This is a genomic window from Emergencia sp. JLR.KK010 (assembly GCF_037018265.1).
GTDB classification, from domain to species: Bacteria; Bacillota; Clostridia; order Peptostreptococcales; family Anaerovoracaceae; genus Senimuribacter; species Senimuribacter intestinalis.
The window spans coordinates 719,422-742,038 of the sequence record NZ_CP143550.1 but is presented as its reverse complement, the minus strand read 5'-3'; the positions used below and the strand labels follow the sequence as shown (position 1 = coordinate 742,038).

The window sequence follows — 22,617 nt, the reverse complement described above, 5'->3', positions numbered from 1 at the left end:
TCTTTACTCCTCCTCCAGCAACATCAACATTTCAGCAAGCTGCCCACAAGTCAGACCGCAAACCTTTCCCAGTTCTAAAATCTCCATCATCTTAGCTTCAATCTGCTTTAGATGATTTTCTCGAATCAGCTGGGTGTTCTGCTCTGCTACAAAACAGCCCTTACCCGCTACGGTATAGATAAACCCCTCCTGCTCCAGCTCATCATAAGCTCTTTTTGTAGTAATCACGCTGATTCTAAGATCCTTCGCCAGAGAGCGAATGGACGGCAGTGCGTCTCCCTCTGCGAGCATACCGGCAATAATCTGATTCTTAATCTGCAGATAGATTTGTTCATAAATCGGCTGCTGACTTGCATTGCTAATAATAATATCCAAGGTGGCCTCCTTTGATTCGGTGTATGATTTACCGTATATATACAGTATATACAGTTATAACAGTTTGTCAAGGCTTTTTTATAATTTTAATGAGAGGACAGCAGATTCGTCCGACTGCGTGCCATCTTTGGCGGATTTTTTTGTATACATGGCGTACACCTGAAGAAATCCGCCATCTTCCTTGCTTTTTAGAGGGCGAAATGGCGCGCACTCTAAAGATTTGAACGATAGCTAAGGGCAGCTACTGCTAAATCCGCCAGTTCTTTTTAAATTTAGGTCAAAGATGGCGTTTTATTGAGGTAGCGCGCCATCACCACTCTAAATAACCATAAAACATGGCGTGCCGCAAAGGGGGGCACGCCATGTATACAGGAAAATATTCCAAAGATGGCGTTTTACTGAGGTAATGCGCCATATACACAGAAAAAACAAGGATTGTCGGCGCACAGCCCTAGTTATTGGGTAGTGGACATTGGCCGCGGGTCCTCACACCAATCCTTCCACAACAAAAAAGGGCGCTGCATGAACGGTGATTACCCGTCAATACAGCTGCCCTCTTTAAATTTCTTATTTTTCGTCTTCTTTACGCTCCTTCGGCCCCTGATTCGAATCTACGTGCATGTAGCGCTCGTAGATATCGCCTGTCGGAGGCGTTGGCGGCACGCGCGGCGGTATCGAAGATGCCGGAGGCACAGACGGCGTTGGCACATCCACTGAGTCAACCTGCCGATACCGCTTATTGATATCTCCGTTAATATAGGTCGGTATCTTCTTCTCATAGACCACTCTGGTGTCGCAGAGAATATCGTGGAGTCCCTTTTTCTCGTTAGTAATTCCCACCAGAATATATCCGATACCGAGAATAAAGGAGGACAGAAATCTGCCGATAGTTTCTCTGTAAAGTACATCTACAAAACTCAGCTTTTCCGCATCTGCACTTACCACCTTTAAGTTCAGCGCTTTTTTCCCAAGGGTTGCTCCTGCATAGTAGGTGCACAGTACAAAATAGACAGCGCCTGCTGCGTACAAAATACCATCTCTAAAGGAGTACTGGAACAGGAAGCTGCTGTCCAGCGGATTGTTTTCCAAAAGCATGCCGAAGCTGAGAAACAGTACCAGACGCACCACCAGCTGACCCAGCCATACCAGCACCATATCAATGAGGTAGGCTGCAAGGCGCGCCCAGAATCCTGCGTACACCTGCACCTGACAGTTGGTATTACTGCACATAATACATAAACACCCCGCTTTCAAATTCTTCAGCGGTTTCTTTCAGTACCTGACTGTCCGATTTCGGCAGCAGGTTTTCAACCTTTGCAAAGAGTGCAGTCCAGAAATCTGTTGCTGAATCCAGACGGTAGTACTGATCTACACCCAGCGTATTGGAAACCATTTCCTTTGCCTCTTCATAGCTGGCGATTTTATCAATCAAACCATTTTGGGCCGCCTGTTTTGCAGTATAGGTTCTGCCGTCAGCCAGCTTGCGCACTTCTTTTTCTGTCATATTTCTTCCATCAGCTACGATTTTTACAAATTCGCTGAAATATTCGTCCACCTGGGACTGATAAATCTTCATCTGCTCATCGTTAAAGGTTGCCGCCTTATTAGCACCGCTTGTGATGGCGATGTTTTTGATACCCAGCTTTTTGTAAAGACCGCTCAAATCATAGCCACTCATAATGACACCGATAGAGCCAGTCACTGTATTCTGGTTGGCATAAATAGTGTCCGCTGCCATGGAAATCATATAGGCACCGGAGGCCCCGGTATGCGCCATGTAGGCATAGACTGGTCTTCCCGTTTCTTTCTTATACTCCATCAGCTTGTCATACATTTCCTGAGATTCATAGACAGTACCTCCTGGGGAATCCACATAGAGCAGAATCCCTTCGTTATTGGAATCGTCGATTAAACTGTCAATGTAATTAAGGTTGGTAGAGTGGCGATAGGCCTCCGTGCCGTACAAATCATCGCTTTGCGCCTGAATAGTTCCCACAATATCTACAATAGCGATATACTCTCCTGCCGGCGGCACAAATTCCACATCACCGTTTAAAATTTTTTCTGTTGCACGGTCAAAAATCCTATCTGAAACCGTATTCGTCATAACACTGGCAACACCGGTTACAATGAACAAAATCACTGCAACTACCAGTCCAATCGTCTGTTTGGTTTTCATACTTTCTCCCTTCAATTAATATCCCAATTCTTCATTTATTAGAATGATCTCCATCTCGCAGGAGAACATTTTTCCAAAATAAATTACCATGCCGTTGCAGATTCGCTCCGGACTGCTGCAATCATAGCACTTGTCACTCTTTAATGCACATGGCGTATTACAAGAAAGACGTTTGGCATTTTTCGGCGCAGCGATATTTCTGGCTCTGTCTATGGCCTGCTGCAGGTCTGGCATAATCTTGTTGGCGCCGACAATAAAGTATACTTTTTTATGTCCATAAAGACTTTCTGAAAGGCGATTGCCCTTGCCGTCAATATTTACCATTTCTCCCGTTTCACTGACGCCATTGGCGGAAGTCAGATAGATTTTTGCACCTGCCGCATGGATGGTCAATTCCTCTACTGACATCCCTCCTGCCGGCCGCCAATGCCAATAGACATCGTTATGGGAGGATAAAATTTCGTAAAGCCCCATCTCTTCGATCGTCATAGAACCGCCAATTCCTACGGAAGTCCCGTCAATTTCCCTGTTCAGATAATCTGCTGCGTCTTCCTTTGTAGAAAATATGACCGCCTTATAGCCTTTCTCTTTAAATGAAGCCGCTGTTTTTTCGAGGTTCATCTCTATAACTCCTTTATTTTTTAATTCGATCAACTGTCGCTAAAATAATGACCGCACCTGCTGCTGTAATAATCAAAGACACCAGCGTCAGCATTTTCGCACCACTGATATCCAAAATCGCACCGCCGGCAAGGCTGGAAAGCATGGTAGTAATGGTCACCATCATGGTAAAAACCGACTGTCCTTTGACTGCCTCTCCCTTGCTCATAATTTCATCGATAAAGTGCACCATGGCAGGCAGGAATAATCCAAAGGCAATAAGCTGGAAAACCTGCGCCGCTAATATCATGGATACCGATGCAGCGATGTGGCACATCAGTATCTTTATTGTAAATCCAATTGCCGCAACTTTCAACATGAATTGACAAGTAAATTTTGCCCGAAGCTTATCAAAGAATACCAGAGTCGGGATTTCCAAAAACGCCATCAACGACAAAATTCTTCCCATATCCGCACTGTTTCCCCCAACTTCCGTCACAATCTGCATGAGATAATTGTTCATAACCGAGTTGCTGAAATACAGCCCGATGACACCGATATTGGCAATAAAAAAAAGCTTATTTCTTCTAATAAATTCCAGTAGATTGATGTCTTCTGCAATTTCTACCATTTCTGTTAGGTTCTCTGCCGCTGTCTCTTCAGCCGCCTCCCGCTTGCCGCAGTTCTTTGTTTTGTCGTACTGCCTCTTGGTCATAAGAAGACTGATTGCCATCATTGCCATGACAATTTCCGCACTGATAGGCAGCACCTCAATACCAAAGCGCGCAACCAGCACCCCCAGCACTGCACACAATAGCGAATAAGACAGCGAACCTACGCTTCTTGCAATTCCGAAATTGATGTGGATACCGCTTTCTGAAAGCTTAAAGCTAAGCGAATTAATCAAAGGCTGCACCGCCGTATGCCAGGCGATGAGCAAGACGAAGACCACAGAAAGCGCCACGGATTTTCCCTGCAGCACAAAGAGGCCTACCGTCATCACCATCATCATAATGGTCATAATCTGGCTGATTCCGATGGTTGAAATTTTCTTTGATCGATCCGCCAAATCAGCAACCAGTGGCTGAATCACCACCGCCACCACATTGGCGACCGCTAAAATAATGCCGATTTCTGTGTTCAGATAGCCTCTTCCCAGCAAAAACACAGACGCAAAGCTACTGACGATTCCGTAAATCATCCAGTAAGTGCCGTGTATGCACCCGTAACTAAAATTCAATCTAAATTTCATTTTCTAATGCTCCTTGTCAAACCCAATAGGCGTGATCCATCGGTCCGCTTCCTGCCCCTAAATCCAGCATAGCGGAAAGCGCTTCGGAAATGTATTTTTTTGCCTGTTCAACTGCGACTTCAAGTTCCAGCCCTTTTGCCAGCCCCGCCGCAATGGCGCTGGACAGAGTGCAGCCTGTACCATGGGTGTTGGGGTTGTCTATCCGCTCCCCGTAAAACCACCTGCTGCCATCTTTATCTAAAAGAAAATCATTGGGTTCGCCCGTCTGATGTCCACCCTTTAATAAAACGTTGCATCCAAACTTTTCCTTTATTGTCTGAGCTGCTGCTTCCATATCTTTCTGCGTCTTGATCTTTCTTCCGCACAAAAACTCTGCTTCCGGAATATTGGGTGTAACCAGTTCCGCCAAGGGCATCAGCTGTTCGCAAAGAGCTTTAATCCCCTCGTCTGACAATAGTTTTGCACCACTGGACGCAACCATCACCGGATCCAAAACAATATGCTTTGCCTTGTATAAGGTTAGCTTCTCAGCGATAACATCCACCAGCGCGGCTGATGAAACCATGCCGATTTTTATTCCATCGGGATAAATATCGGTGAAAATGGCGTCAAGCTGCGCTGCCAAAAACGCCGGCGTTATGTCCATGACATCCCTCACACCGGTGGTATTTTGTGCTGTCAGCGCGGTAACAGCGCTCATGGCATAAACCCCGTTCATGGTCATGGTTTTAATGTCCGCCTGAATGCCTGCACCGCCGCTGCAGTCGCTTCCTGCAATCGTTAATGCTGTAAATTTCTTCATCTGCTACCTCTCTAGGGAAGGCACTCCCAAAAGTCTATCAAAGTCAAGTTCTTCCAAAGTTCTTACATAAATATCCACCTTCTGCGACAGCTCCGCCTGCTCTTTTTCGCTTACCGGGTCATAAACACCGACGGTTTTCAACCCTGCCGTTTTAGCGGTTTTTACGGAGTACAGCCCATCTTCGAAAAGCCATGTTTCAGATGGCTTTGTGCCCATAATTTTCATGGCTTCAAAGAAAATCTTCGGCTCCGCTTTGCTGGTTTTCCACTGGACGCAGCTGAGAATTTCTGCAAAGTAACCCGTATAGCCCAGTCTGTCAAATGCCGTGCGGATATACTCTTCTGTAGTAGAGCTGGCAATCGTCATAGGTATTCTTTCTGTCTTCAGCCTCTCCAAAAGCTGCCTCGCGCCCGGCTTAAATGCCGCTTCATCTGCATAATATCCCGCTACTACGCCGTTAATGCCTCTCGTAATTTCCTCCGCAGACTGCGCCAGCGCATACCGCTCCTTTACGTAGACTGCACCCATATCCACGGTCATCGTAAACAGTTTGTCACCAAGACCTGCTTCCGCTTTCACGCCCAAAGACTGCAAATACCTTGCCCCTGCGTCGGTCCACACGTGCATAGTATCAAGAAGTACGCCGTCCACATCAAAAATGACACCTTTTAGACTCATCTTCCTTCCACCATCACTTTCACTTCTTCTTTCAAGTCCCTAGCTGCTTCCTCGATATTTTTCTGCCCAAAAATGGCGCTGATGACTGCCACCCCGCAAAGACCCCTGCCGGAAAGCTTTCCTACATTTTCCCGGGTAATGCCGCCGATTCCAATGACCGGAATATTCACCGCCTTGCAGATTTCTGCCACCGTTTCGTGGCTGATTTCCGCAGCGTCTTCTTTTGATCCAGTCTGAAAGACCGCCCCGACACCCAAATAATCTGCGCCCATCGCCTCTGCCGCTTTCGCCTGTTCCACTGTCTTTGCAGAAACGCCGAGGATTTTGTCAGGTCCGATGATTTCTCTCACATTCTGCCCTTCCAAATCCTTCTGACCTACGTGAACACCGTCAGCGTCAATCTCAGCCGCAATGTCCGCATAATCGTTGATGACAAAGGGCACGCCGTAAATTCTGCAAAGGGTCTGTATTTCTTTCGCCTCACTGACGAGAACATCTCTCTCCAAATTCTTCTCTCGCAGCTGAATAAAAGTGGCACCGCCCTTCAACGCTTTCTCTACCTGCTCATACAGGGTTTCTTCCCCTAGCCAGTGTCTGTCTGTCACTGCATACAGCAGCAAGTTCTCACGGGTCAGTTTCATAATCTGTTCCTTTCTTTGCTAGTATAGTGTTTCGAAAATAACTAAGTTAATCCACGGCGGACATTGACAAATCCATATATTTTTTTGGATTTTGTCAATGTTCGCCCATTATTTTTGCGTAAATCGCAGGTTTTTCTCCGATTTTTTGACAAAATTGACAAAAAATCGGTTTTCTGTCAATTTTGTCAATAAAATCTGCCTAAAACATTGTCAGAATTGACAAATTCTCAGGATTTTGTCAATTTTAGCAAACCGGTCAATGTGATTATCCATACTACCAAATAATCTTTGCGCCAATGTGCTCCATATCTTCCATATTTGCTCTCTGAATTTCTTCCGTCTGGGAAGAACAGCATTGTTCTATAATGATAGTTTCGTAGTCTAGCGCGATAGCGTCGTAGCAGGTGGTTCTGACGCAGTTTGGCGTGGTGGTTCCAATGAGCACCACTGTTTCTATCTGCAGACGACGCAGAATTAAATCCAGCTCTGTCTGAAAAAATCCGCTCCATCGTGGTTTAATAATCTGATAATCCGAAGGCTCTGCCATAAGCCCTTCCGCCAATTCTTCACTATTTATGCCCGTTGAGCCTGGTGCCATGGTACCGCCGCCGGCTTTCCACGCTGCTTTTCTGGTAAATTCCACATCGCTTCCGTCAGGGCGATACTGCCGTCTCACCCAAAATACCGGCGAGCCCGCCGCTCTTGCTTCTGCGATAACTTTTGCGCACGCTGGCACTGTTGCTTTTGCGCCGGCAATACAATGCGCCGCACCCGGCTCTACAAATGCCTTCTGCATGTCGATGACAATCAGCGCCGCTTTTTTATGAAATATACTCATGACCTTCGTCCTCCAATTTTTCACGTTCCTGTCTCTGCTGCATTTTGTGATCCCCGTACATGGAAACCAGTGAACTTGCCAGAATTAGTCCAATACCAGCCATCATAGTAGGAGGGATTTCATCTCCCAGCACTACAGCCGCAGCAGCAGCCGCCAGCACCGGTTTAAAGAAAAATACCATAGATGCTTCCTGAGCAGACACGTATTCCATTGCCATGAAATAGGAGGCGTACCCCATGCCGGTAACAAAGAGCGCCACGTACAGAAAATACGGCAGGTTTCCCATGTTATATCCTTCCAGAAACGGAATATTGACAAAGCTGCCAAGTCCGTGACCTTCCAAAAATGCGCCGACACCTCCAATATGACTGAGCGCCGCAAATGTCATCATCTCAATGCTTCCAAAGAAAAAACTGCCGCAGGTCAGAGCGATACCGCCCAGCTTTCTGCTTTCACTCTTTCCCAGCACACCGTAAAGTGCAAAGGTCATCCCAGAAAGCAGAACAAATATTACTCCTGCCACATTGAGTCCCGGGTGCCACGGCTGCACGATACAGATGACGCCCAGCAAGTCCCCGATGACTGAAATCAGCTTATGCCCTGGCAATGCTTCTTTTAAAATAATCACTGCAAAAATAGTAACAAAAAGTGGATTGCTGCTAAACAGCACCGCTACCTTTGAGGCTTCAATATGTAAAATCGACAACTGATAGCATGTCATACTGATTAGCACACCGATGAGTCCCAGCACTGCAAACCATTTGATATCAGCTCCCGTAATGCGCTGATTTCTCTTGCGAAGTCCTGATATGGCAAAAGGCAGCAGCACAATGCCGCCGACAAAAAATCTTCCCATCGTAATCTGAATGGGATGAAACTCTCCCGCTGACATTTTCAGCACAATTTCCATAGAGCTGAATAGAATCGTCGCTATAAAAATGCAAATATATCCTTTTTTCTTATCCATGGGTTCCTCCCTCACCTGCAAAAATGTTCTTCTCGAACCATTATAGTCCTGCGAAGCGTGAAAATCAATAGAATGCAGATGCAAAAATAAGGAGCTGTCTCAGCAGCTCCTTAGATTCTTTCTGTTTATTTCCAAAGGTCTGTATTGTCCAGTCCGATATCTTTCGCCTTAAATACAGGGTTTATCCCTTCTTCTCTCTGTTTAACATAATTATTCAGCGCACGGATTGCGATACCGCCTAAGCAGAACATGGCAATAATGTTCACAATAGCCATACCGCCCATGATGATATCCGCCAGATTCCACGCCAGCTGCAGATTGGAGTTGGCACCGATAAATACCATGACTACTGCCAGCAGCCGGAAGATGGTCATAAAAGCCTTGCTTTCGCTGATAAACTTAATATTAGCTTCTGCATAGAAGTAATTGCCGATGAGAGAGGTAAAAGCAAAGAGTGCAACAGACACAGTGATAATCCCTACACCAATCTCGCCGAACATGGATTTCACAGACTCCTGCACCAGTGGAATACCGTTGAGCTCACCGCCTACAGTGTACTTTCCCGTGCAAAGTACGATAAATACTGTGGTCGTACAGATAATCAGTGTATCAATAAATACGGAAATAACCTGTACCAGACCCTGTTTTACCGGGTGACTGACATCAGCTGCAGCAGCCGCATTCGGCGCAGACCCCATACCTGCCTCATTACTGAACAGACCTCTCTTTACGCCCCATACCATGCAAGAACCCGCAAAACCGCCAAAGATTGCCTCAAAGTCAAAAGCCTCCTCAAATATCATGCTGAAAATTGCCGGCAAGTCTTTTACGTGAGAGAGGGTAATGATAATGCCGATTAAAATATAGACTGAAGCCATAATCGGTACCAGTACAGAAGATACCGTACTGATTTTTTGTGCGCCGCCAAAAAACAGAATTGCAGAAACTCCCGCCAGAATTACGCCAACAATCAGCGCTGCTGCAGCATAGTTGTCCCCGGCATAATGCTCCAAAGAAGAAGCGATATTATATGCTTGCAGTCCGTTAAAGCCAAAAGCAAAAGTCAAAATCAAAAGAATCGCAAAGATTACACCCAGCCATCTTGCTTTCATTGCTCTTTCTATATAGTAAGCCGGACCGCCTTTAAAAATCTCTCCGTCCTTCTGCTTATAAATCTGCGCCAGGGTAGATTCGATAAAAGCTGATGCTGCTCCGACTATCGCCATAATCCACATCCAGAATACTGCTCCAGGACCGCCCGCTACGATTGCCGTTGCAATCCCCGCAATATTACCAGTTCCTACACGAGAGGCGGTTGCAATCATCAACGCCTGAAAGGAGGAGATTCCTCCATCATGACTTTTTTCCATTAAAACCCTGATGCCCTCCGGAAACAGTCTGATTTGAACAAACTTGGTTCTGATTGTAAAGAAAAGGCCTGCTACAATCAGTGCCCAAAATAACAAGTTACTGTACATCCAGCCGTCAATAGCGTCTGAAATCGTAACCAGTGATCCCATGATTTTTTGCATTGTTCGTTCTCTCCTTTAGTAAATAATAGTAATTATATTTATTATCCTATATGCTATAATACATGATAGTATTTTATCACAAAAAAAGAACACTTTCAATAAAATGTTCTTTTTTTGTATTTTGTTTTCCTAATTAATTCGCTAAATTACTCCCCTCTGCCGGTAATCCTTTATTGCATCCGTTTTTTCCTGCTGTATACTGCCGTACCCAGTGCCAGAACTGAAACACCGAGGATGCCTAAAAGCAGCATAAGCGACGTATCGTCTCCTGTTTCCGGCGAGAATTTACTGGATGTATCGTCACCAGGTCCAGGTCCCGGCCCCAACGGTACATCCGGATCATCGATATCTATTGGTGGCTCAGGATCATCAGATCCAGGTCCCGGTCCCAACGGCACATCCGGATCCTCAATATCGATTGGTGGGTTCGGATCGTCAGGATCCGGAGTCGAATCATCAGGCGTAGTCGGTATCACCGGTATATTTGGCTTAAAGGTGTTGGTAATTACCAGCACTTCCTCGACTTCCTCCACGCTGCTGACATAGCGGTAATCCAGTCCGACTCTGTCCTCGACAACTGTATATGCATATGGAGTTCCATTTTCGTCAGCAATCGGCTGATCTTTAAAAGTTACTTCTTGCCATACGTCATTCTCGTCAGGTCTGCAGATTTCATATGCGACTTTCTCTCCGTTTCTTACCAGCCAGATTTTGATATATTCGGGCCTTAACTTGTGCTGGTCGTCATTATCGTCCCAAACCTTAGTAGCCTTGATGTCCCTCAAATCTTGCTCGTCATCAGGATGACCAATAATCACATCACCATTGCTTCCAATACCGCCGCCGCGAGTACCGGAAGTATTACCAGCAATAAACACACCAGCAAGACCCATAGCTTTCTCAATTTCCGGCGCCTCTGCCGTTAAATCCGTATGCATTGCGTGAATACCGCTTTTGTGCACGCCGCTGAGCGTAATTTCTTCACCACTCACACTTTTCCAGTGGTAAGCGCCGCCGCCCAGCATATATTCGGAAATATGGCTGCCCGGAGTCACATGCACAGAAGATACGCCGGTTCCATGATCTACATTGGAGCAAAGAATATCCTCTGCAATTCCTTCTGTGCTGTGATTCTGATAGAACACGCCTCCATCGGTCACGTAAATCGTTGTATTGGAAGTACCACAGCCCGCAAGACCTGCACCGTACTCACCCAGCATGCCTTTTGCGGCGTTGTTGTATACTGCCACATTGTAAACATATAATACGCCATTTTTATAACCGAGATCCTGCAGACCACCGTTGACATAGATACCGCCGCCACCAAACCAGCCGCGTTCACCGTCACAGCGATTGTTGAGAATACCAACGACTTCTCCGGTCTTCATCTCTTCATTGACAATCGCCTTACCGTTACATTCTACATAGATACCGCCGCCACAGCTCTTCGCATAGTTTTCTGCAATATAGCCGCCATTGATTTTTAAAAGTGGATAAGCATTTGTTTCTGCCAAGCCGCCGACAGAGATTGCACCGCCGTTGCTGCTTTCTGAACGATTTCCACGCAGCACACCGCCATTCATAATCATTTGTGAATCATGTGTAATCATCACAGCGCCGCCCTGACCTGCTCTGCTCTTTCCAGTGGCAATATTAGATTCCATTACGCCGTCATTCATGGTAAATACGCCGTCTCCATAAAGGAACACTCCACCGCCGAATTCTGCACTGCAGTTGCAAATTACGCCGCCGTTCATAGTAAGTTTTCCGCTGCACATAATTGCGCCGCCCCGTGACTCCACGCCAGAAGCTGCTGAAACGTTGTTGCTTCGCAAAATCGCATCTTCGCCAATTTCCATAGTACCGCCGAGACTGATTAACGATTTCGTATTAGTCAGACCGTAGGACGCCGCACCGTCGATGGTGATATGGGAAAGTGCAAGATTGCTTCCGCTCGGTACGGAAATTAAATTTCCGTTATATTCCGGATAGCGCATAATCTGTCCTTTTTCCAAAGTCCAAGACGCGCTGCCGCTTATCCTAACCGTTCCCATGATATAGATAGTATCTAATTCTTCGTGAGCAGTCAGGATTTCTTTTGCCTTTTCAAAAGTCTTTACAGGCGCCGTCTTGGAAAGACCATCGGCGCTGTCCCTGCCTTTGCTTCCATCCAGATACACACCCTGAAGCATTTTCTTCTCAAGTTCAATTTTATCATCCTTCTGCACAAGTCTTACTAAAGGATTTTTCAGACCTTTTACATTAATTTTATCCGAAAGATTTTTATCGAGGGCACCGGTCATCAGCGTAATATTCTGTTCTAAAAATCCGTCTCCGTTAAGCTGTGCCAGTACTGTACTATCAAATTCTATGGAAATATTTTCCACCTCGAAGTTTTGACCTAGTGTCACAGATTTGCCTGCGCCGAGAGTCAGGTTTAAAGTATCCTGCCTCATATCGAGATACGCTTTCTGACCATTCATCACCAGATTTTCTGCAACAACACCTTCTGCTACGGAAAGCTGTCCCTCTTCAACGGCTCTCAATGTGCCGTGAATAGTTCCCGTTCCTTCCAGCTTCAGTTTTCCCGCTGCTGTTGAAATCCCGCTGCTGCCTCTAATCCACACAGTATGACCGTTTAGGTCAATAGTTAAATCCTTCTCAACGCGAATGGATTTTGTCGTTAAAGCAGCGCTTCCGTCAGATTCCCCTGCGATTAAAACGATCTTATCTCCTGTCTTTGCAGCGTCTACAGCCGCCTGCAGACTTCTAAAAGTTTCATCACCAATGCGGGCAACAATTCTATCATCGTATTTACCCGCGGTAAAATATCTGTCACTGGTGCTGTCTGTGCTCAGCCCTTCTTTTTCATTGATATAGTTCGTCTCATCATGCCAAGTGTAGCCCTCAAAAGACGTTTCGCCGTCTTCCATAGCTTCAGCCTTAATAACGTCTACCGAACTGTTTGCACTGAGGAACAAATCATTGGCGCCGCTGTCCGCACCGCTGGTGTTTTCATAAATCGCACCGGAAATCATGCGCAGATAGCCTTTACCGTCCGCAGCAACACCTCCAGTCGCATTTGTTTCGGTTCCGGTTGCCTCGTTATACCTGATTACGGTGTTCTTCAATTCTATACCATCCCTTGGCTTACTACAGTTGCTATACACCGTCGCGTACTTTGAAGTGTTCTTTTCTAAAAGACAATCTTCTAAGAACAGTTCCGAACTGTTCCCATAAACATTTACAATACATCCTTGCGGACTGTTGTTTTCAGAGAAAATACAGTTCTTTAAGATATTCTTTAAACCTCCGACGAAAATACTTTCAGTATTTTCACCGGCATTCTTAGTAAAAGTGCAGGCTTTCAATACGATCGGCTTATCCCCACTGCCACTGATGCCTCTGGAAGAAACCGCCGCCGCTTCTCTGGCGATGTTTCCGGTAAACACAACATTTTCAATGATAGTATTTTCATCTGTGCTGATATGCATACCACCACCAGAAGCCGCCTGATTTCCTGATACTTCCAGATTTCTTATCTCCGCGCCATCGCCAGTCAGATAAAGACCTCCTCCCCGGAGAGCCGTCTCGTTGCCTGCAAGTTTGCCCCCAGTCATGGTCACATTGCCGCCGCCGTAACTGCTGCTGGATAAAATACCACCACCATTGCTGTCAGCAGTATTTTCTGTCAGGCTGCAGTTTTCCAGCACAATTGTTCCATAGCTACCAATCCCGCCGCCACTGCTGCCTGCACTGTTTTGTGAAAAGGTACTATCAGCAATTTCCGCGCTGCTACTTCCGCCGCTGAGCATTATGCCGCCACCATTGCCGTTCGCATAGTTGCCGCTGAACGTAGTGCTTTTCAGGCTGAGCTTAATACCGTTTGCAAAGATACCGCCGCCGTGACTATCTGATTTGTTTTCTGTTACTGTGCACTCTTTCAAAGTGACTGACGCGTTGGCGTAAATGCCGCCACCCTGATAGCTTGTTTCATTACCTATTATAGAACAATTTTCCAATGTGACAGCGCCTTTTGCATAAATCGCGCCGCCCTGACAGGCTTTATTTTCGTTCAGATTGCAGTTCTTCAGGTTCAGGGTACTGTCTTCATCATGAAGATAGATTCCGCCTCCAACCTGGGTGCTATAGACTTTTTCCCGAATCTCATTATTCTCAATCGTTGTCTTATCCGCATTCAGACTGCTTCCAACCAGCGCAATGCCACCGCCGTAATAAGTATTGACATTATCACAAACTTCACAGTTGTTCATAGTAACACTGCTGTAAGCGGCATAAATACCGCCGCCCCATCCTCCGGTCGCTGTATTTCCTATCACATTTATATTTTCCAGCAAGACATCTGCTTTACTGATATAAATGCCTGCGCCATTGGTTGCAGTCGTATCCTTAATCGTTCCGTTTATAATCTTTGCGTCCACACCATTGATATAGACCGCGCAGGAACCATTTCCTGAAATACTACGTCCCTGCAAATCCAATGTAATCGCCTTGCGTATTACGACAGATTTGTTTATATCTTTGTGCAGACAGACTGTATCCCCTTCTTTGGCCGCATTCAAAGCTTCCTGCAGCGTATCATACGCATTTTCGCCGATAGAAGCCTCTGCCGTTTCTGCTGCTTCTGATGTTTCCGTAGCCTCGCTCCTGTCCTGTACTGCAGTGTCCATCCCCGTTTCACTGTCTTCTTCTGCAAGCACTACGTTTTTTTCCTCTTCTGCGGAATTTTCTCCTTCAGAATTTTCTTCTGTCAAAGTTCCACTGCCGTCAAACGTTTCTTCTGCTAGTAGAGCTGCATGTTCTGAATCCTCCGATTCAAAAGCAGCCGCCTGCATCGTAGGTACCGAAAGAAGCATTGCCACTGAGAGTCCAATTGCAATGATTCGTTTTCTATTCTGTGATTGTGGTTTTTGCCTTTTTCTCACAGGTTCCCCTCCTTCATTACTCTTTCTTCTCATTATTTCCAATATTATTATATTCGCTTTTTCTATCGCTGTCAATCGTTGATTTTTCAACACTTTCGTTAGATTTTGGTTAGATTTTCCCCTTACAAAAACAGGAAAGCTGCCATACGGCTGAATCCTATTAGATTTAACCGTATGGCAGCTTTTCAGACTACCCAGGCTTCGATGTGCATATTTTGAGTAATTATGTCGATTATATGCACATCGGTATGCATATTTTTTAAAAAAACACCTTTAATATGCACATTGGTACTGTTCCCATTGAAAAAGCTGCCGAAAGGACAGTAAAATTCTCCGTAAGCAGCTTTGTTTGTGCATATTTTAAGAATTTCCCAAGAAAATATGCACAACGTCGTGCATATTTTAGGACTTTTTCTTGAATATATGTAATTCGCAGCACCCGCCTCATTACAGCCGTCTCGCAACAGCCTTTTCGCGAAGCTTTTTACGCAGTACCAAGAAAGTAATCAAATGTGCTGTCGCTGTAACACCCCAAGTCACCGGATAAGTGATGTAAAGCATCTCCAGCGTATGGAACTGCGGCATTTGAAACAGTGTCGTAATCCACAAAATTCTAAGACCGCAAACACCAACCAGCGAAACCAGCATTGGCATAACAGAATAGCCCATGCCGCGCAGTGCGCCTACCATAACATCCATAGCGCCACAAAGCGCATAGGTCGGCGCTATAATTCGCATCCTGCGCATACCTGCTGCAACCACCGCGCCGCTGGAAGAGTATATCCCCAGAAGAAACGGTGCAAATGCCAGTTCCAAAAGGCCTGTAATCAAACCTATTCCGATGGCGCACATCTCGCCTCTTGTCAAAATCTTGTCGATTCTGCTGATTCTCCTTGCTCCCACATTCTGACTGGTAAAAGAAATCGTCGCCTGATAAAAAGCATTCATAGGGAAATAAATAAAATTCTCCACGTTGCTGGACGCCGAGTTTCCTGCCACGATAGTCGCGCCAAAAGAATTTATGGAGGACTGAATCATCACGTTGGTCAGGGAGAAAATCATCCCCTGTACGCCCGCAGGAAGTCCAATTTTTACAATAGCAATCAGCTTGTCTCCATGAATGCGCAGCTCCCGCAGAACTAATTTCATGGCGCCTTCTTCTTTTCTCATGCACTGGATAATCAAAATCGCCGAAACCCACTGAGAAATTGCGGTTGCAGCACCAACACCCGCCACATCCATCCGCAGCGGAATTACAAAAATCAAATTAAGCACCACATTGATAACACCGGAAAACCCCAGATAGTACATCGGTCTTTTGGTATCACCGACCGCTCTGAGAATAGATGCGCCAAAGTTATAGACCATAACTCCAGTCATGCCAAGAAAATATACGCGCAAATAAAGCGCTGCAAGATCCACAACCTCCTCCGGCGTTTTCATCCAGATTAGAATTTGTCTCGAACCCAAAATCCCTATAATCGTCAGCAGTACTCCACTGACAAAGCTAAGCGCAATGGCCGTATGCACGGTCTCCTTTAAAGCCTCACTGCGCCGCGCACCGTAGTATTTAGCCGCCATTACATTAGCGCCGATGGAAAGCCCGATAAAAAGATTTACTAAAAGATTAATCAGCGCCGTGGTAGAACCCACCGCCGCCAGCGAATGGTCCCCTGCAAAACGTCCCACCACAATAATATCTGCAGCATTAAACAGAATCTGCAAAATACTAGAAAACATTAAAGGAAGAGAGAACCTGAGCATCTTTTTTAGCACTGGTCCTCTCACCATATCCATTTCAAAATTTTTCTTCTCTGTCATACTTCTTCTCCTATCGCTAATATTAAATTATATGCCTTTCTGTATAAAAAGCAATAGAGAAGTTGCATTAAATTTGTTTTATTTTGTATTCAGAAAATACTGATTCTCCTTATGTACACCGCCAAATGCCGGTTCCAATTTTTGTCTTATCGCTGCAAGTCCCGGGTCGTCTACAATCCGCGCGCTGCGCATGCAGCGCTTTACACAGGCAAGACAGCCGATACATTTGGACTGGTCCGCTTCAAAGCCTGCTCCATCATGAATAGCACCTACCGGACATATACGCGCACAAAGACCACACTCACTGCACCGCTCTGCAGCAACAGTGTTCATCGGATGCCGGCTGCCTTCTCTATACGGGCGGTTTCCCGGTACATCCAAAGGCTCAAACAAACTTGCCTGGGTAATCATTTCGGCAAAGTCTTCCACTTCCGCCAGATCCTCCTGACTCGGACGCCCTCCCGCCAGTTTCGCAGAATAGGTGTGTTCCGCAAGCCATGCGGCCGCTGCAATTCCTACAAATCCGTTCGCCTCGCACATGTCCTTGGTTTCCAAAAGCGCATCATCAAACTCTCTGTTTCCGTAGGTCACCGTAAAAATCGCCGGCGTTCCATCACCTGTAATGTTCCCATACAGTTTTTCCGGATAAAGGGGAAGCCTTCCGGCATACACCGGCGCCCCAAAGATGACCAAATCATCAGCGCCAAAGTGGTATTTGCCAGCGCGCGCCTTCGCACTAGTCAGGTCAATCACGGTAAAATCCGGATCCAGTGCCTTTGCCACCGCTTCCACATATTTCTTCGTGCCCCGGGTCGGGCTGAAATAAATCGCTGTTACCTTTTTCATCTTAAAAAATCTTCCTCTCGCAAAACTCTGCCTTTTTCGGCTATGATAAACTGATGGTCCCATCTGCCGCCCACCAGTTTTTCCAGCGTCTCAAAGAGCCTTGCACGCATATCCCTCGGCTCTGCGTGAAGTTTGCTGTCCAGTTCAATGACCGGATAGTCCGTTCCCTCTTTCTCCTGCGCTGCCCTCACATGATCGCTCATATTGCTGCAGGTGATTAATATAGTGCTCATGATTACGCTTCCGCTTTTCCCGTGATAATCCATGGAGCGGGCTGCACTTCAAAAGCGTTCTTTGCGTTCAGTCTGGACACCGCCACCTGAATCACCTCTGCTTCCTTGATGCCGTTAGCCTCCAAAATGCCTCTCATAGCCCCTGCCACACTCAAATCCAAAGTATAGATTACCAGATTCATCTGTGGATTCATGGAGAGAAGAAACTTGATTTCCTGCTCCATGCTGGCAGAAGCGACCATAAATGCCACCGAAGGAGTCGGGTAATTCTCAAAGGTTTCTTCATCCACATGATCTGTGATTTTCATATTGCGCAAATCAAAATATGCCATATTATCCATCATGGCATCTCTATTGCGATGATTGTATTCCACTGCAATAACAGTACCTTCATTTGCCATAAAAGCAGCCTCAATGGCAAGGCTTTCGCCTCCAATCACACAGACCGTATCTTCTCTTCCGATTTCCATCTTGTTCAAAATAATGGAACGAACTTCGCTTCCCACGCCTCTTCCGGAATCTTTGCGGAAATTCAAATTGTCCATGCCCATCTTATAGGTATTGCGAGAGCTCGGATTTACCACCAGCATACCCGCAGAAGCGTTAATGCCGCGGTTAATCATATCGCTGACTTTATCGTGCTTAATCGGACCTTCCGGCGCGGAACCCTCGTTGTACCAGACCTCGCAGTCACCAAGCCCTGCATTCCACATATGATAAAAAATTTCAGCGTCTCCTGCTTCCATAAAAGCAAGCACTGCCTTATGCGCCTCTACTGTCGGAATCAGATTCTTATTTCTCTTGGTGATATCCATCATCTTAATCTGTTCCAGGTCAATCGGTGTATTGTCTGCAAAATACTGCAGCCACGATAAAATAATTTCGTTGGTGAAAAGTTGTTTTTCCATAGCTTTCCGTCCTTTCTGTCTGTCAGGCTTCTTTTTCTTATTTTATCACGAATCCAGTGGGGTTTCAAGAAATCCCAGCTTACTTTCCGCCGCTGAAAACAATTTCTTCCCCACATGTCAAAAGACTCCATCATCCGATGGAGTCTTCTGACTGCGATATCTAATTAAGAAAGAACGTTCAAAAAGAAATTATCTCGTGTAACCCTATCTCCTTTTGACAAGTTTAGTATAGCAAGGAAATGTGATGATTTTGTCAAGGAATCGTATCGCTTCCATGTCTTTTGCGTTACGAAATAGTAAAGTTAAACCTGAACATCTTCGATAAGAATTTCCGTTTCCATTGGATACTTTGCCTTAATCTCTCCCAGCTTCTTAAAATGCGGCTGCTTTGTATGATTTTTCTGTGCCTGCCTGCTCTCCCACTGTTCCCACAGCAAAATCTGGTTCTCCGAATCTGCCGGATAATAATAGGCATACCTGATGCACCCATCCTCCGCCAACGATTTTTCTATCACGCCGCAGGTTTTCACTTCCCCGTAAAAAGCGTCTCGCGCCGCTTTATCCTTTAGTGTGTATGTTACATAGAAATTCGTCATTTTTACATCGTTCCTTTCATGAACTTTTATAACAGTATAGCATAATTTATATTTTCCTCGCAACCACATGATATTTAGGTATGACCATAACATGGTAATGGCAAAAATACAACCATAGAAATATCATTTTGTAAAATTTCTTGCCATAGGATATAATGAAACTACATTAATCCCCGGAGGAATTTATCATGGAAATTATAGAATCTTATCTAACAAAGAGTGCCTGCTTTTTAGAAGGCGATACCATTGAGGTGAAAGGACTCATGCTGCACTCAGTAGGCTGCGCCTATCAGCAGCCTTTTTACTTTATGGAAAAGTGGAACAATCCCGACTGTCAGGAAGCCTGCGTTCACGCATTTATCGACGGCACAGACGGAAAAATTTATCAGACACTGCCGTGGAATCACCGTGCCTGGCACTGCGGCGGCACTTACAACAGCACCCACATCGGCGTAGAAATGTGTGAACCCGCCTCCCTTTCCTATACCAGTCAATTTGGGTTTACCTGTGATAACAGGGAAGAAGCGCTCGCCTGTGCAAAGCTGACTTACGATACTGCGGTGGAACTTTTCGCATGGCTTTGCCATAAATACGGGTTAGATCCGCTGGCAGACGGCGTCATCGTTTCACACTACGAAGGTTATCTTCGTGGCACTGCCTCTGACCACGAAGATCCAGAGCATTTCTGGCAAGGACTTGGTACAGACTACACGATGGACGGATTCCGCCGAGATGTAAAGTCTGCAATGTAAAATCGGCAACACAAAACCCCATCCGAAGATGGGGTTTGTTTTTGATTGCTGAAAGTATAAATACCTTTTCTGATTAACGCTTGGAGAACTGAGAAGCTCTTCTTGCCTTTTTCAGACCGTACTTCTTTCTTTCCTTCATTCTTGGGTCTCTTGTTAAGAATCCAGCAGCTTTTAAAGGCGCTCTGTAGCTTTCCTTGTCAGCTTGGCAAAGTGCTCTTGAGATACCGTGTCTCAGCGCACCAGCCTGACCTGTAAATCCGCCGCCTGCTACTGTAGCAATTACATCGAATTTGCCTTCGCAGCCTGCAACTTCAAAAGGTCTTCTTACTTCTCTCTTAACGATTTCCATTCCGAAGTAATCTTCTAAGTCTTTCTTGTTTACAGTGATTTTTCCAGTTCCAGGGATTAATCTAACTCTAGCAACTGAATGTTTTCTTCTACCAGTTCCCTGATATTGTAATTTTGCCATTGTCTATTCCTCCCTTTCCTTAGATTTCCAAAGTTTCCGGCTTCTGTGCAGCATGTGCATGCTCAGGACCTGCGTAAACTTTTAACTTCTTAAACATCTGTCTGCCCAGTTTTCCATCAGGAAGCATGCCTTTCACTGCGTGCTTAATGATTTCTTCTGGTTTCTTTGCCTGTAACTTTTCGAAAGTGATTTCTCTCAGACCACCTGGGTATCCAGTATGTCTCTTGTAAATCTTTTCTTTTCTCTTCTTGCCGGTTACTTCTACTTTCTCAGCGTTGATTACGATTACATAATCGCCGCAGTCAACGTGCGGAGTGTAGATTGGCTTGTTCTTTCCTCTCAGAACAGAAGCAACTTCAGATGCCAGTCTGCCGAGAGTCTTACCTTCTGCATCAACAACGTACCATTTACGTTCTACTTCTGCAGGTTTTGCAATGTAAGATTTCATTGTCTCTTCCTTTCTACCTACTAAGATACCTTCGCCGGTATCGTTTTCGGTTCTGCCTACTGAAATTCCACAAGGAATTTGTTTCGGCATGACTAAAACTAACTTTTAGCTTGCAGCGCTGCCGAACCCTGGCGGTTCTACGCATGCAAATCGCCTGTGAAAGCACAGTGCACGACTATTATATAGCAAAACCCTTGAGATTGCAACATCTTTTTGCATGAAATCCTCAACAAATGCGGGAAATTTTATAACTGCAATCAAATCAGAGCGGTGTTCCTTATCTTTAACACGAACCTTAACCTAAATTTTGATTTTCTCCAAAAAGTGTATAAGAGTCATCCTCTGTATCGGCAATCTGTTTGGATTTTATGCCAGCTGATAGATAAATTAACAAAAATATTGCATGAAGTCTGAGAAAACTGTATATGAATAGAAATTCAAGCGTCGCTACCTAAATAACGTCAACAGTTTTATACATTTTTTAAGCGGTTTCTTATTTTGGGTTAAGATTTGCCCTCTTCTCTTATACACTTTTTTAAAAATTTCTCGTTTTAGGTTAAATCCCTTCCCCGTTAAACTGTCATAATAACTATTTGCCCCTGCCCGCCCTGGTAATTCGATTTTTTAGTTGCATTTTATTTACATTTATTGTAAAATATTCCTATAAAATACATTCACCAAGGGAGGTTATCATGGGATACATCGAATTAACACAGCAAGATATCGCACTGCAAAAGAAACTTCTACATCAATATCACACAGCGCTTCAAAAATTGCCGCAGGGTAAACTCACTTATAAAACAATCAACGGCAGACTTTATTATTATTGGATTGACTCTGCCAAAAAGCAACATTACATTCATAGTAAAAATTCCGACCTGATTTATGACTTAAAGTATCGAAGATTTTTAGAGGAGGCCACCTGCCAGATTGAACAAAATCTTCATATACAGGAAAAAGTTCTAACGCGTTATGGTCCCTACGATCCGTTCTCTATTCAAAAGCGTCTGCCGAAGGCCTATTCTGACCTCATTCTCCCCTCTAACCTCAAGAGCAAATCTCCACATTATGACGGTGCAGAGCCGAGTTACCGTCCGGAAGGCTTAACCTACTCGACTTCTTTTGGTTTATATTTGCGTTCGAAATCCGAAGTCATTATTGCAGAGCTAATGCACGCTGCGAATATTGATTTTAGATATGAGCCAAAGGTTCGTCTGCAAACACCTGACGGGCACTGGATTACCTACAGACCAGATTTTGAGATCACACCACCTTTATATGAAGACATTTTCTGGGAGCATGCAGGACTTTTGCACAACGAAAGATACAGGGAAAGCTTTTTCAATAAAATTACTACATATCATCACAACAATATTGTAATGCCGAAGAATCTGATTGTCACAATGGACAACCCCGATGGCACACTGGATGTTGCTGCTATTGATCGAATCATCAAAGGACAACTTCTCCCTCTCTTTAGAAAAGCTTAACCTAAATCTAAAATTTTTGCAAAAAATGTATAAATATCATCGTCTAGGTTTAGACTGAATCGGAATTTACACGATAAAATAACCGAAATCCCTGGATTTCTGCAATTTTGAAAGCGAGGCAGTTGACATTCATCATAAAACTTATACATTTCTTGATGTTTCTCTGGATTTCGGTTAAGTTTTTGTAATTTCGTTATACACAAAATTCATTTTTTTGGATTTTAGGTTAAGAATACTGCTCTAC

The 22,617-nt window shown here is 45.0% G+C and carries 21 protein-coding genes; 2 read left to right on the top strand and 19 right to left on the bottom strand.

The features are described 5' to 3' along the window. Nucleotides 1–3: 3 nt before the first annotated feature. The 17 genes from V1225_RS03550 to V1225_RS03470 all read right to left on the bottom strand — a co-directional run bounded on the left by V1225_RS03550 (nucleotide 4) and on the right by V1225_RS03470 (nucleotide 19,214). Nucleotides 4–375 (bottom strand): GntR family transcriptional regulator, encoded by a 372-nt coding sequence (locus tag V1225_RS03550; RefSeq protein WP_251630839.1) that lies wholly within the window; start codon nucleotides 373–375, stop codon nucleotides 4–6. 567 nt (nucleotides 376–942) lie between these two features. Continuing rightward, a complete protein-coding gene (locus tag V1225_RS03545; RefSeq protein ID WP_161908562.1) occupies nucleotides 943–1,605 on the bottom strand; it encodes an RDD family protein in 663 nt (220 codons plus the stop codon). After that, on the bottom strand, nucleotides 1,595–2,554 hold the full coding sequence (gene sppA / locus V1225_RS03540) for a signal peptide peptidase SppA (RefSeq protein WP_160202511.1): 960 nt from the start codon (nucleotides 2,552–2,554) through the stop codon (nucleotides 1,595–1,597). The genes V1225_RS03545 and sppA overlap by 11 nt, the downstream gene beginning before the upstream one ends. A 15-nt stretch (nucleotides 2,555–2,569) precedes the next feature. Then, complete coding sequence (locus V1225_RS03535; protein WP_338547580.1) at nucleotides 2,570–3,175, bottom strand: lactate utilization protein; 606 nt, start codon at nucleotides 3,173–3,175, stop codon at nucleotides 2,570–2,572. A gap of 13 nt (nucleotides 3,176–3,188) precedes the next feature. Continuing rightward, complete coding sequence (locus V1225_RS03530; protein WP_251630837.1) at nucleotides 3,189–4,406, bottom strand: MFS transporter; 1,218 nt, start codon at nucleotides 4,404–4,406, stop codon at nucleotides 3,189–3,191. 16 nt (nucleotides 4,407–4,422) lie between these two features. Next, complete coding sequence (gene thiD, locus V1225_RS03525; RefSeq protein ID WP_160202508.1) at nucleotides 4,423–5,208, bottom strand: bifunctional hydroxymethylpyrimidine kinase/phosphomethylpyrimidine kinase; 786 nt, start codon at nucleotides 5,206–5,208, stop codon at nucleotides 4,423–4,425. Between the two features lie 3 nt (nucleotides 5,209–5,211). Next, nucleotides 5,212–5,886 (bottom strand): HAD family phosphatase, encoded by a 675-nt coding sequence (locus V1225_RS03520; protein WP_338547579.1) that lies wholly within the window; start codon nucleotides 5,884–5,886, stop codon nucleotides 5,212–5,214. After that, nucleotides 5,883–6,527 (bottom strand): thiamine phosphate synthase, encoded by a 645-nt coding sequence (thiE, locus tag V1225_RS03515; RefSeq protein WP_338547578.1) that lies wholly within the window; start codon nucleotides 6,525–6,527, stop codon nucleotides 5,883–5,885. Before thiE ends, V1225_RS03520 begins: the two co-directional genes overlap by 4 nt. Nucleotides 6,528–6,801: 274 nt before the next feature. Further along, on the bottom strand, nucleotides 6,802–7,365 hold the full coding sequence (locus V1225_RS03510) for a cysteine hydrolase (protein WP_160202505.1): 564 nt from the start codon (nucleotides 7,363–7,365) through the stop codon (nucleotides 6,802–6,804). Next, nucleotides 7,349–8,332: a DMT family transporter gene (locus V1225_RS03505; protein ID WP_161908569.1), complete on the bottom strand. Its 984-nt coding sequence runs from the start codon at nucleotides 8,330–8,332 to the stop codon at nucleotides 7,349–7,351. The genes V1225_RS03510 and V1225_RS03505 overlap by 17 nt, the downstream gene beginning before the upstream one ends. A gap of 125 nt (nucleotides 8,333–8,457) precedes the next feature. Further along, the gene (locus V1225_RS03500; protein WP_243151011.1) at nucleotides 8,458–9,864 is read right to left on the bottom strand and encodes an alanine/glycine:cation symporter family protein; all 1,407 of its coding nucleotides are present in this window, start codon (nucleotides 9,862–9,864) and stop codon (nucleotides 8,458–8,460) included. Nucleotides 9,865–10,034: 170 nt separating this feature from the next. After that, nucleotides 10,035–14,810 (bottom strand): right-handed parallel beta-helix repeat-containing protein, encoded by a 4,776-nt coding sequence (locus tag V1225_RS03495; protein ID WP_338547577.1) that lies wholly within the window; start codon nucleotides 14,808–14,810, stop codon nucleotides 10,035–10,037. A gap of 447 nt (nucleotides 14,811–15,257) precedes the next feature. After that, on the bottom strand, nucleotides 15,258–16,631 hold the full coding sequence (locus tag V1225_RS03490) for an MATE family efflux transporter (protein ID WP_251614865.1): 1,374 nt from the start codon (nucleotides 16,629–16,631) through the stop codon (nucleotides 15,258–15,260). 78 nt (nucleotides 16,632–16,709) lie between these two features. Beyond that, nucleotides 16,710–17,477, bottom strand: a complete 768-nt coding sequence (locus tag V1225_RS03485) for a 4Fe-4S binding protein (protein ID WP_251614869.1) — start codon at nucleotides 17,475–17,477, stop codon at nucleotides 16,710–16,712. Beyond that, the gene (locus V1225_RS03480; RefSeq protein WP_338547576.1) at nucleotides 17,474–17,710 is read right to left on the bottom strand and encodes a hypothetical protein; all 237 of its coding nucleotides are present in this window, start codon (nucleotides 17,708–17,710) and stop codon (nucleotides 17,474–17,476) included. The genes V1225_RS03485 and V1225_RS03480 overlap by 4 nt, the downstream gene beginning before the upstream one ends. Nucleotides 17,711–17,712: 2 nt before the next feature. Beyond that, the gene (locus tag V1225_RS03475; protein WP_161908573.1) at nucleotides 17,713–18,618 is read right to left on the bottom strand and encodes a precorrin-6B methylase; all 906 of its coding nucleotides are present in this window, start codon (nucleotides 18,616–18,618) and stop codon (nucleotides 17,713–17,715) included. Between the two features lie 302 nt (nucleotides 18,619–18,920). Next, nucleotides 18,921–19,214, bottom strand: coding sequence for an antibiotic biosynthesis monooxygenase (locus tag V1225_RS03470; protein WP_160201162.1), 294 nt, complete (start codon nucleotides 19,212–19,214; stop codon nucleotides 18,921–18,923). Between the two features lie 188 nt (nucleotides 19,215–19,402). On the opposite strand from V1225_RS03470, the gene V1225_RS03465 reads away from it, so the two are divergent. Then, nucleotides 19,403–19,966: a peptidoglycan recognition family protein gene (locus V1225_RS03465; protein WP_160201161.1), complete on the top strand. Its 564-nt coding sequence runs from the start codon at nucleotides 19,403–19,405 to the stop codon at nucleotides 19,964–19,966. A 73-nt stretch (nucleotides 19,967–20,039) separates the two neighbouring features. On the opposite strand, the gene rpsI is transcribed toward V1225_RS03465, so the two are convergent. Continuing rightward, entirely contained in the window at nucleotides 20,040–20,435 is a 396-nt protein-coding gene (rpsI, locus tag V1225_RS03460; protein WP_160201160.1) for a 30S ribosomal protein S9, read from the bottom strand. 19 nt (nucleotides 20,436–20,454) lie between these two features. After that, nucleotides 20,455–20,883: a 50S ribosomal protein L13 gene (rplM, locus tag V1225_RS03455; protein WP_160201169.1), complete on the bottom strand. Its 429-nt coding sequence runs from the start codon at nucleotides 20,881–20,883 to the stop codon at nucleotides 20,455–20,457. Nucleotides 20,884–21,575: 692 nt separating this feature from the next. Here rplM and V1225_RS03450 point away from each other — a divergent pair. After that, nucleotides 21,576–22,373, top strand: a complete 798-nt coding sequence (locus V1225_RS03450; protein ID WP_338547575.1) for a hypothetical protein — start codon at nucleotides 21,576–21,578, stop codon at nucleotides 22,371–22,373. Nucleotides 22,374–22,617: the final 244 nt, after the last annotated feature.

Coding starts and splice junctions, on each gene's coding strand:
- thiD (WP_160202508.1), bottom strand. CDS start 5,208: ATGAAGAAATTTACAGCATTAACGATTGCAGGAAGCGACTGCAGCGGC.
- sppA (WP_160202511.1), bottom strand. CDS start 2,554: ATGAAAACCAAACAGACGATTGGACTGGTAGTTGCAGTGATTTTGTTC.
- V1225_RS03475 (WP_161908573.1), bottom strand. CDS start 18,618: ATGGAAAAACAACTTTTCACCAACGAAATTATTTTATCGTGGCTGCAG.
- V1225_RS03485 (WP_251614869.1), bottom strand. CDS start 17,477: ATGAAAAAGGTAACAGCGATTTATTTCAGCCCGACCCGGGGCACGAAG.
- rpsI (WP_160201160.1), bottom strand. CDS start 20,435: ATGGCAAAATTACAATATCAGGGAACTGGTAGAAGAAAACATTCAGTT.
- V1225_RS03450 (WP_338547575.1), top strand. CDS start 21,576: ATGGGATACATCGAATTAACACAGCAAGATATCGCACTGCAAAAGAAA.
- rplM (WP_160201169.1), bottom strand. CDS start 20,883: ATGAAATCTTACATTGCAAAACCTGCAGAAGTAGAACGTAAATGGTAC.
- V1225_RS03480 (WP_338547576.1), bottom strand. CDS start 17,710: ATGAGCACTATATTAATCACCTGCAGCAATATGAGCGATCATGTGAGG.
- V1225_RS03465 (WP_160201161.1), top strand. CDS start 19,403: ATGGAAATTATAGAATCTTATCTAACAAAGAGTGCCTGCTTTTTAGAA.
- thiE (WP_338547578.1), bottom strand. CDS start 6,527: ATGAAACTGACCCGTGAGAACTTGCTGCTGTATGCAGTGACAGACAGA.
- V1225_RS03470 (WP_160201162.1), bottom strand. CDS start 19,214: ATGACGAATTTCTATGTAACATACACACTAAAGGATAAAGCGGCGCGA.
- V1225_RS03520 (WP_338547579.1), bottom strand. CDS start 5,886: ATGAGTCTAAAAGGTGTCATTTTTGATGTGGACGGCGTACTTCTTGAT.
- V1225_RS03545 (WP_161908562.1), bottom strand. CDS start 1,605: ATGTGCAGTAATACCAACTGTCAGGTGCAGGTGTACGCAGGATTCTGG.
- V1225_RS03535 (WP_338547580.1), bottom strand. CDS start 3,175: ATGAACCTCGAAAAAACAGCGGCTTCATTTAAAGAGAAAGGCTATAAG.
- V1225_RS03490 (WP_251614865.1), bottom strand. CDS start 16,631: ATGACAGAGAAGAAAAATTTTGAAATGGATATGGTGAGAGGACCAGTG.
- V1225_RS03500 (WP_243151011.1), bottom strand. CDS start 9,864: ATGCAAAAAATCATGGGATCACTGGTTACGATTTCAGACGCTATTGAC.
- V1225_RS03505 (WP_161908569.1), bottom strand. CDS start 8,332: ATGGATAAGAAAAAAGGATATATTTGCATTTTTATAGCGACGATTCTA.
- V1225_RS03510 (WP_160202505.1), bottom strand. CDS start 7,365: ATGAGTATATTTCATAAAAAAGCGGCGCTGATTGTCATCGACATGCAG.
- V1225_RS03530 (WP_251630837.1), bottom strand. CDS start 4,406: ATGAAATTTAGATTGAATTTTAGTTACGGGTGCATACACGGCACTTAC.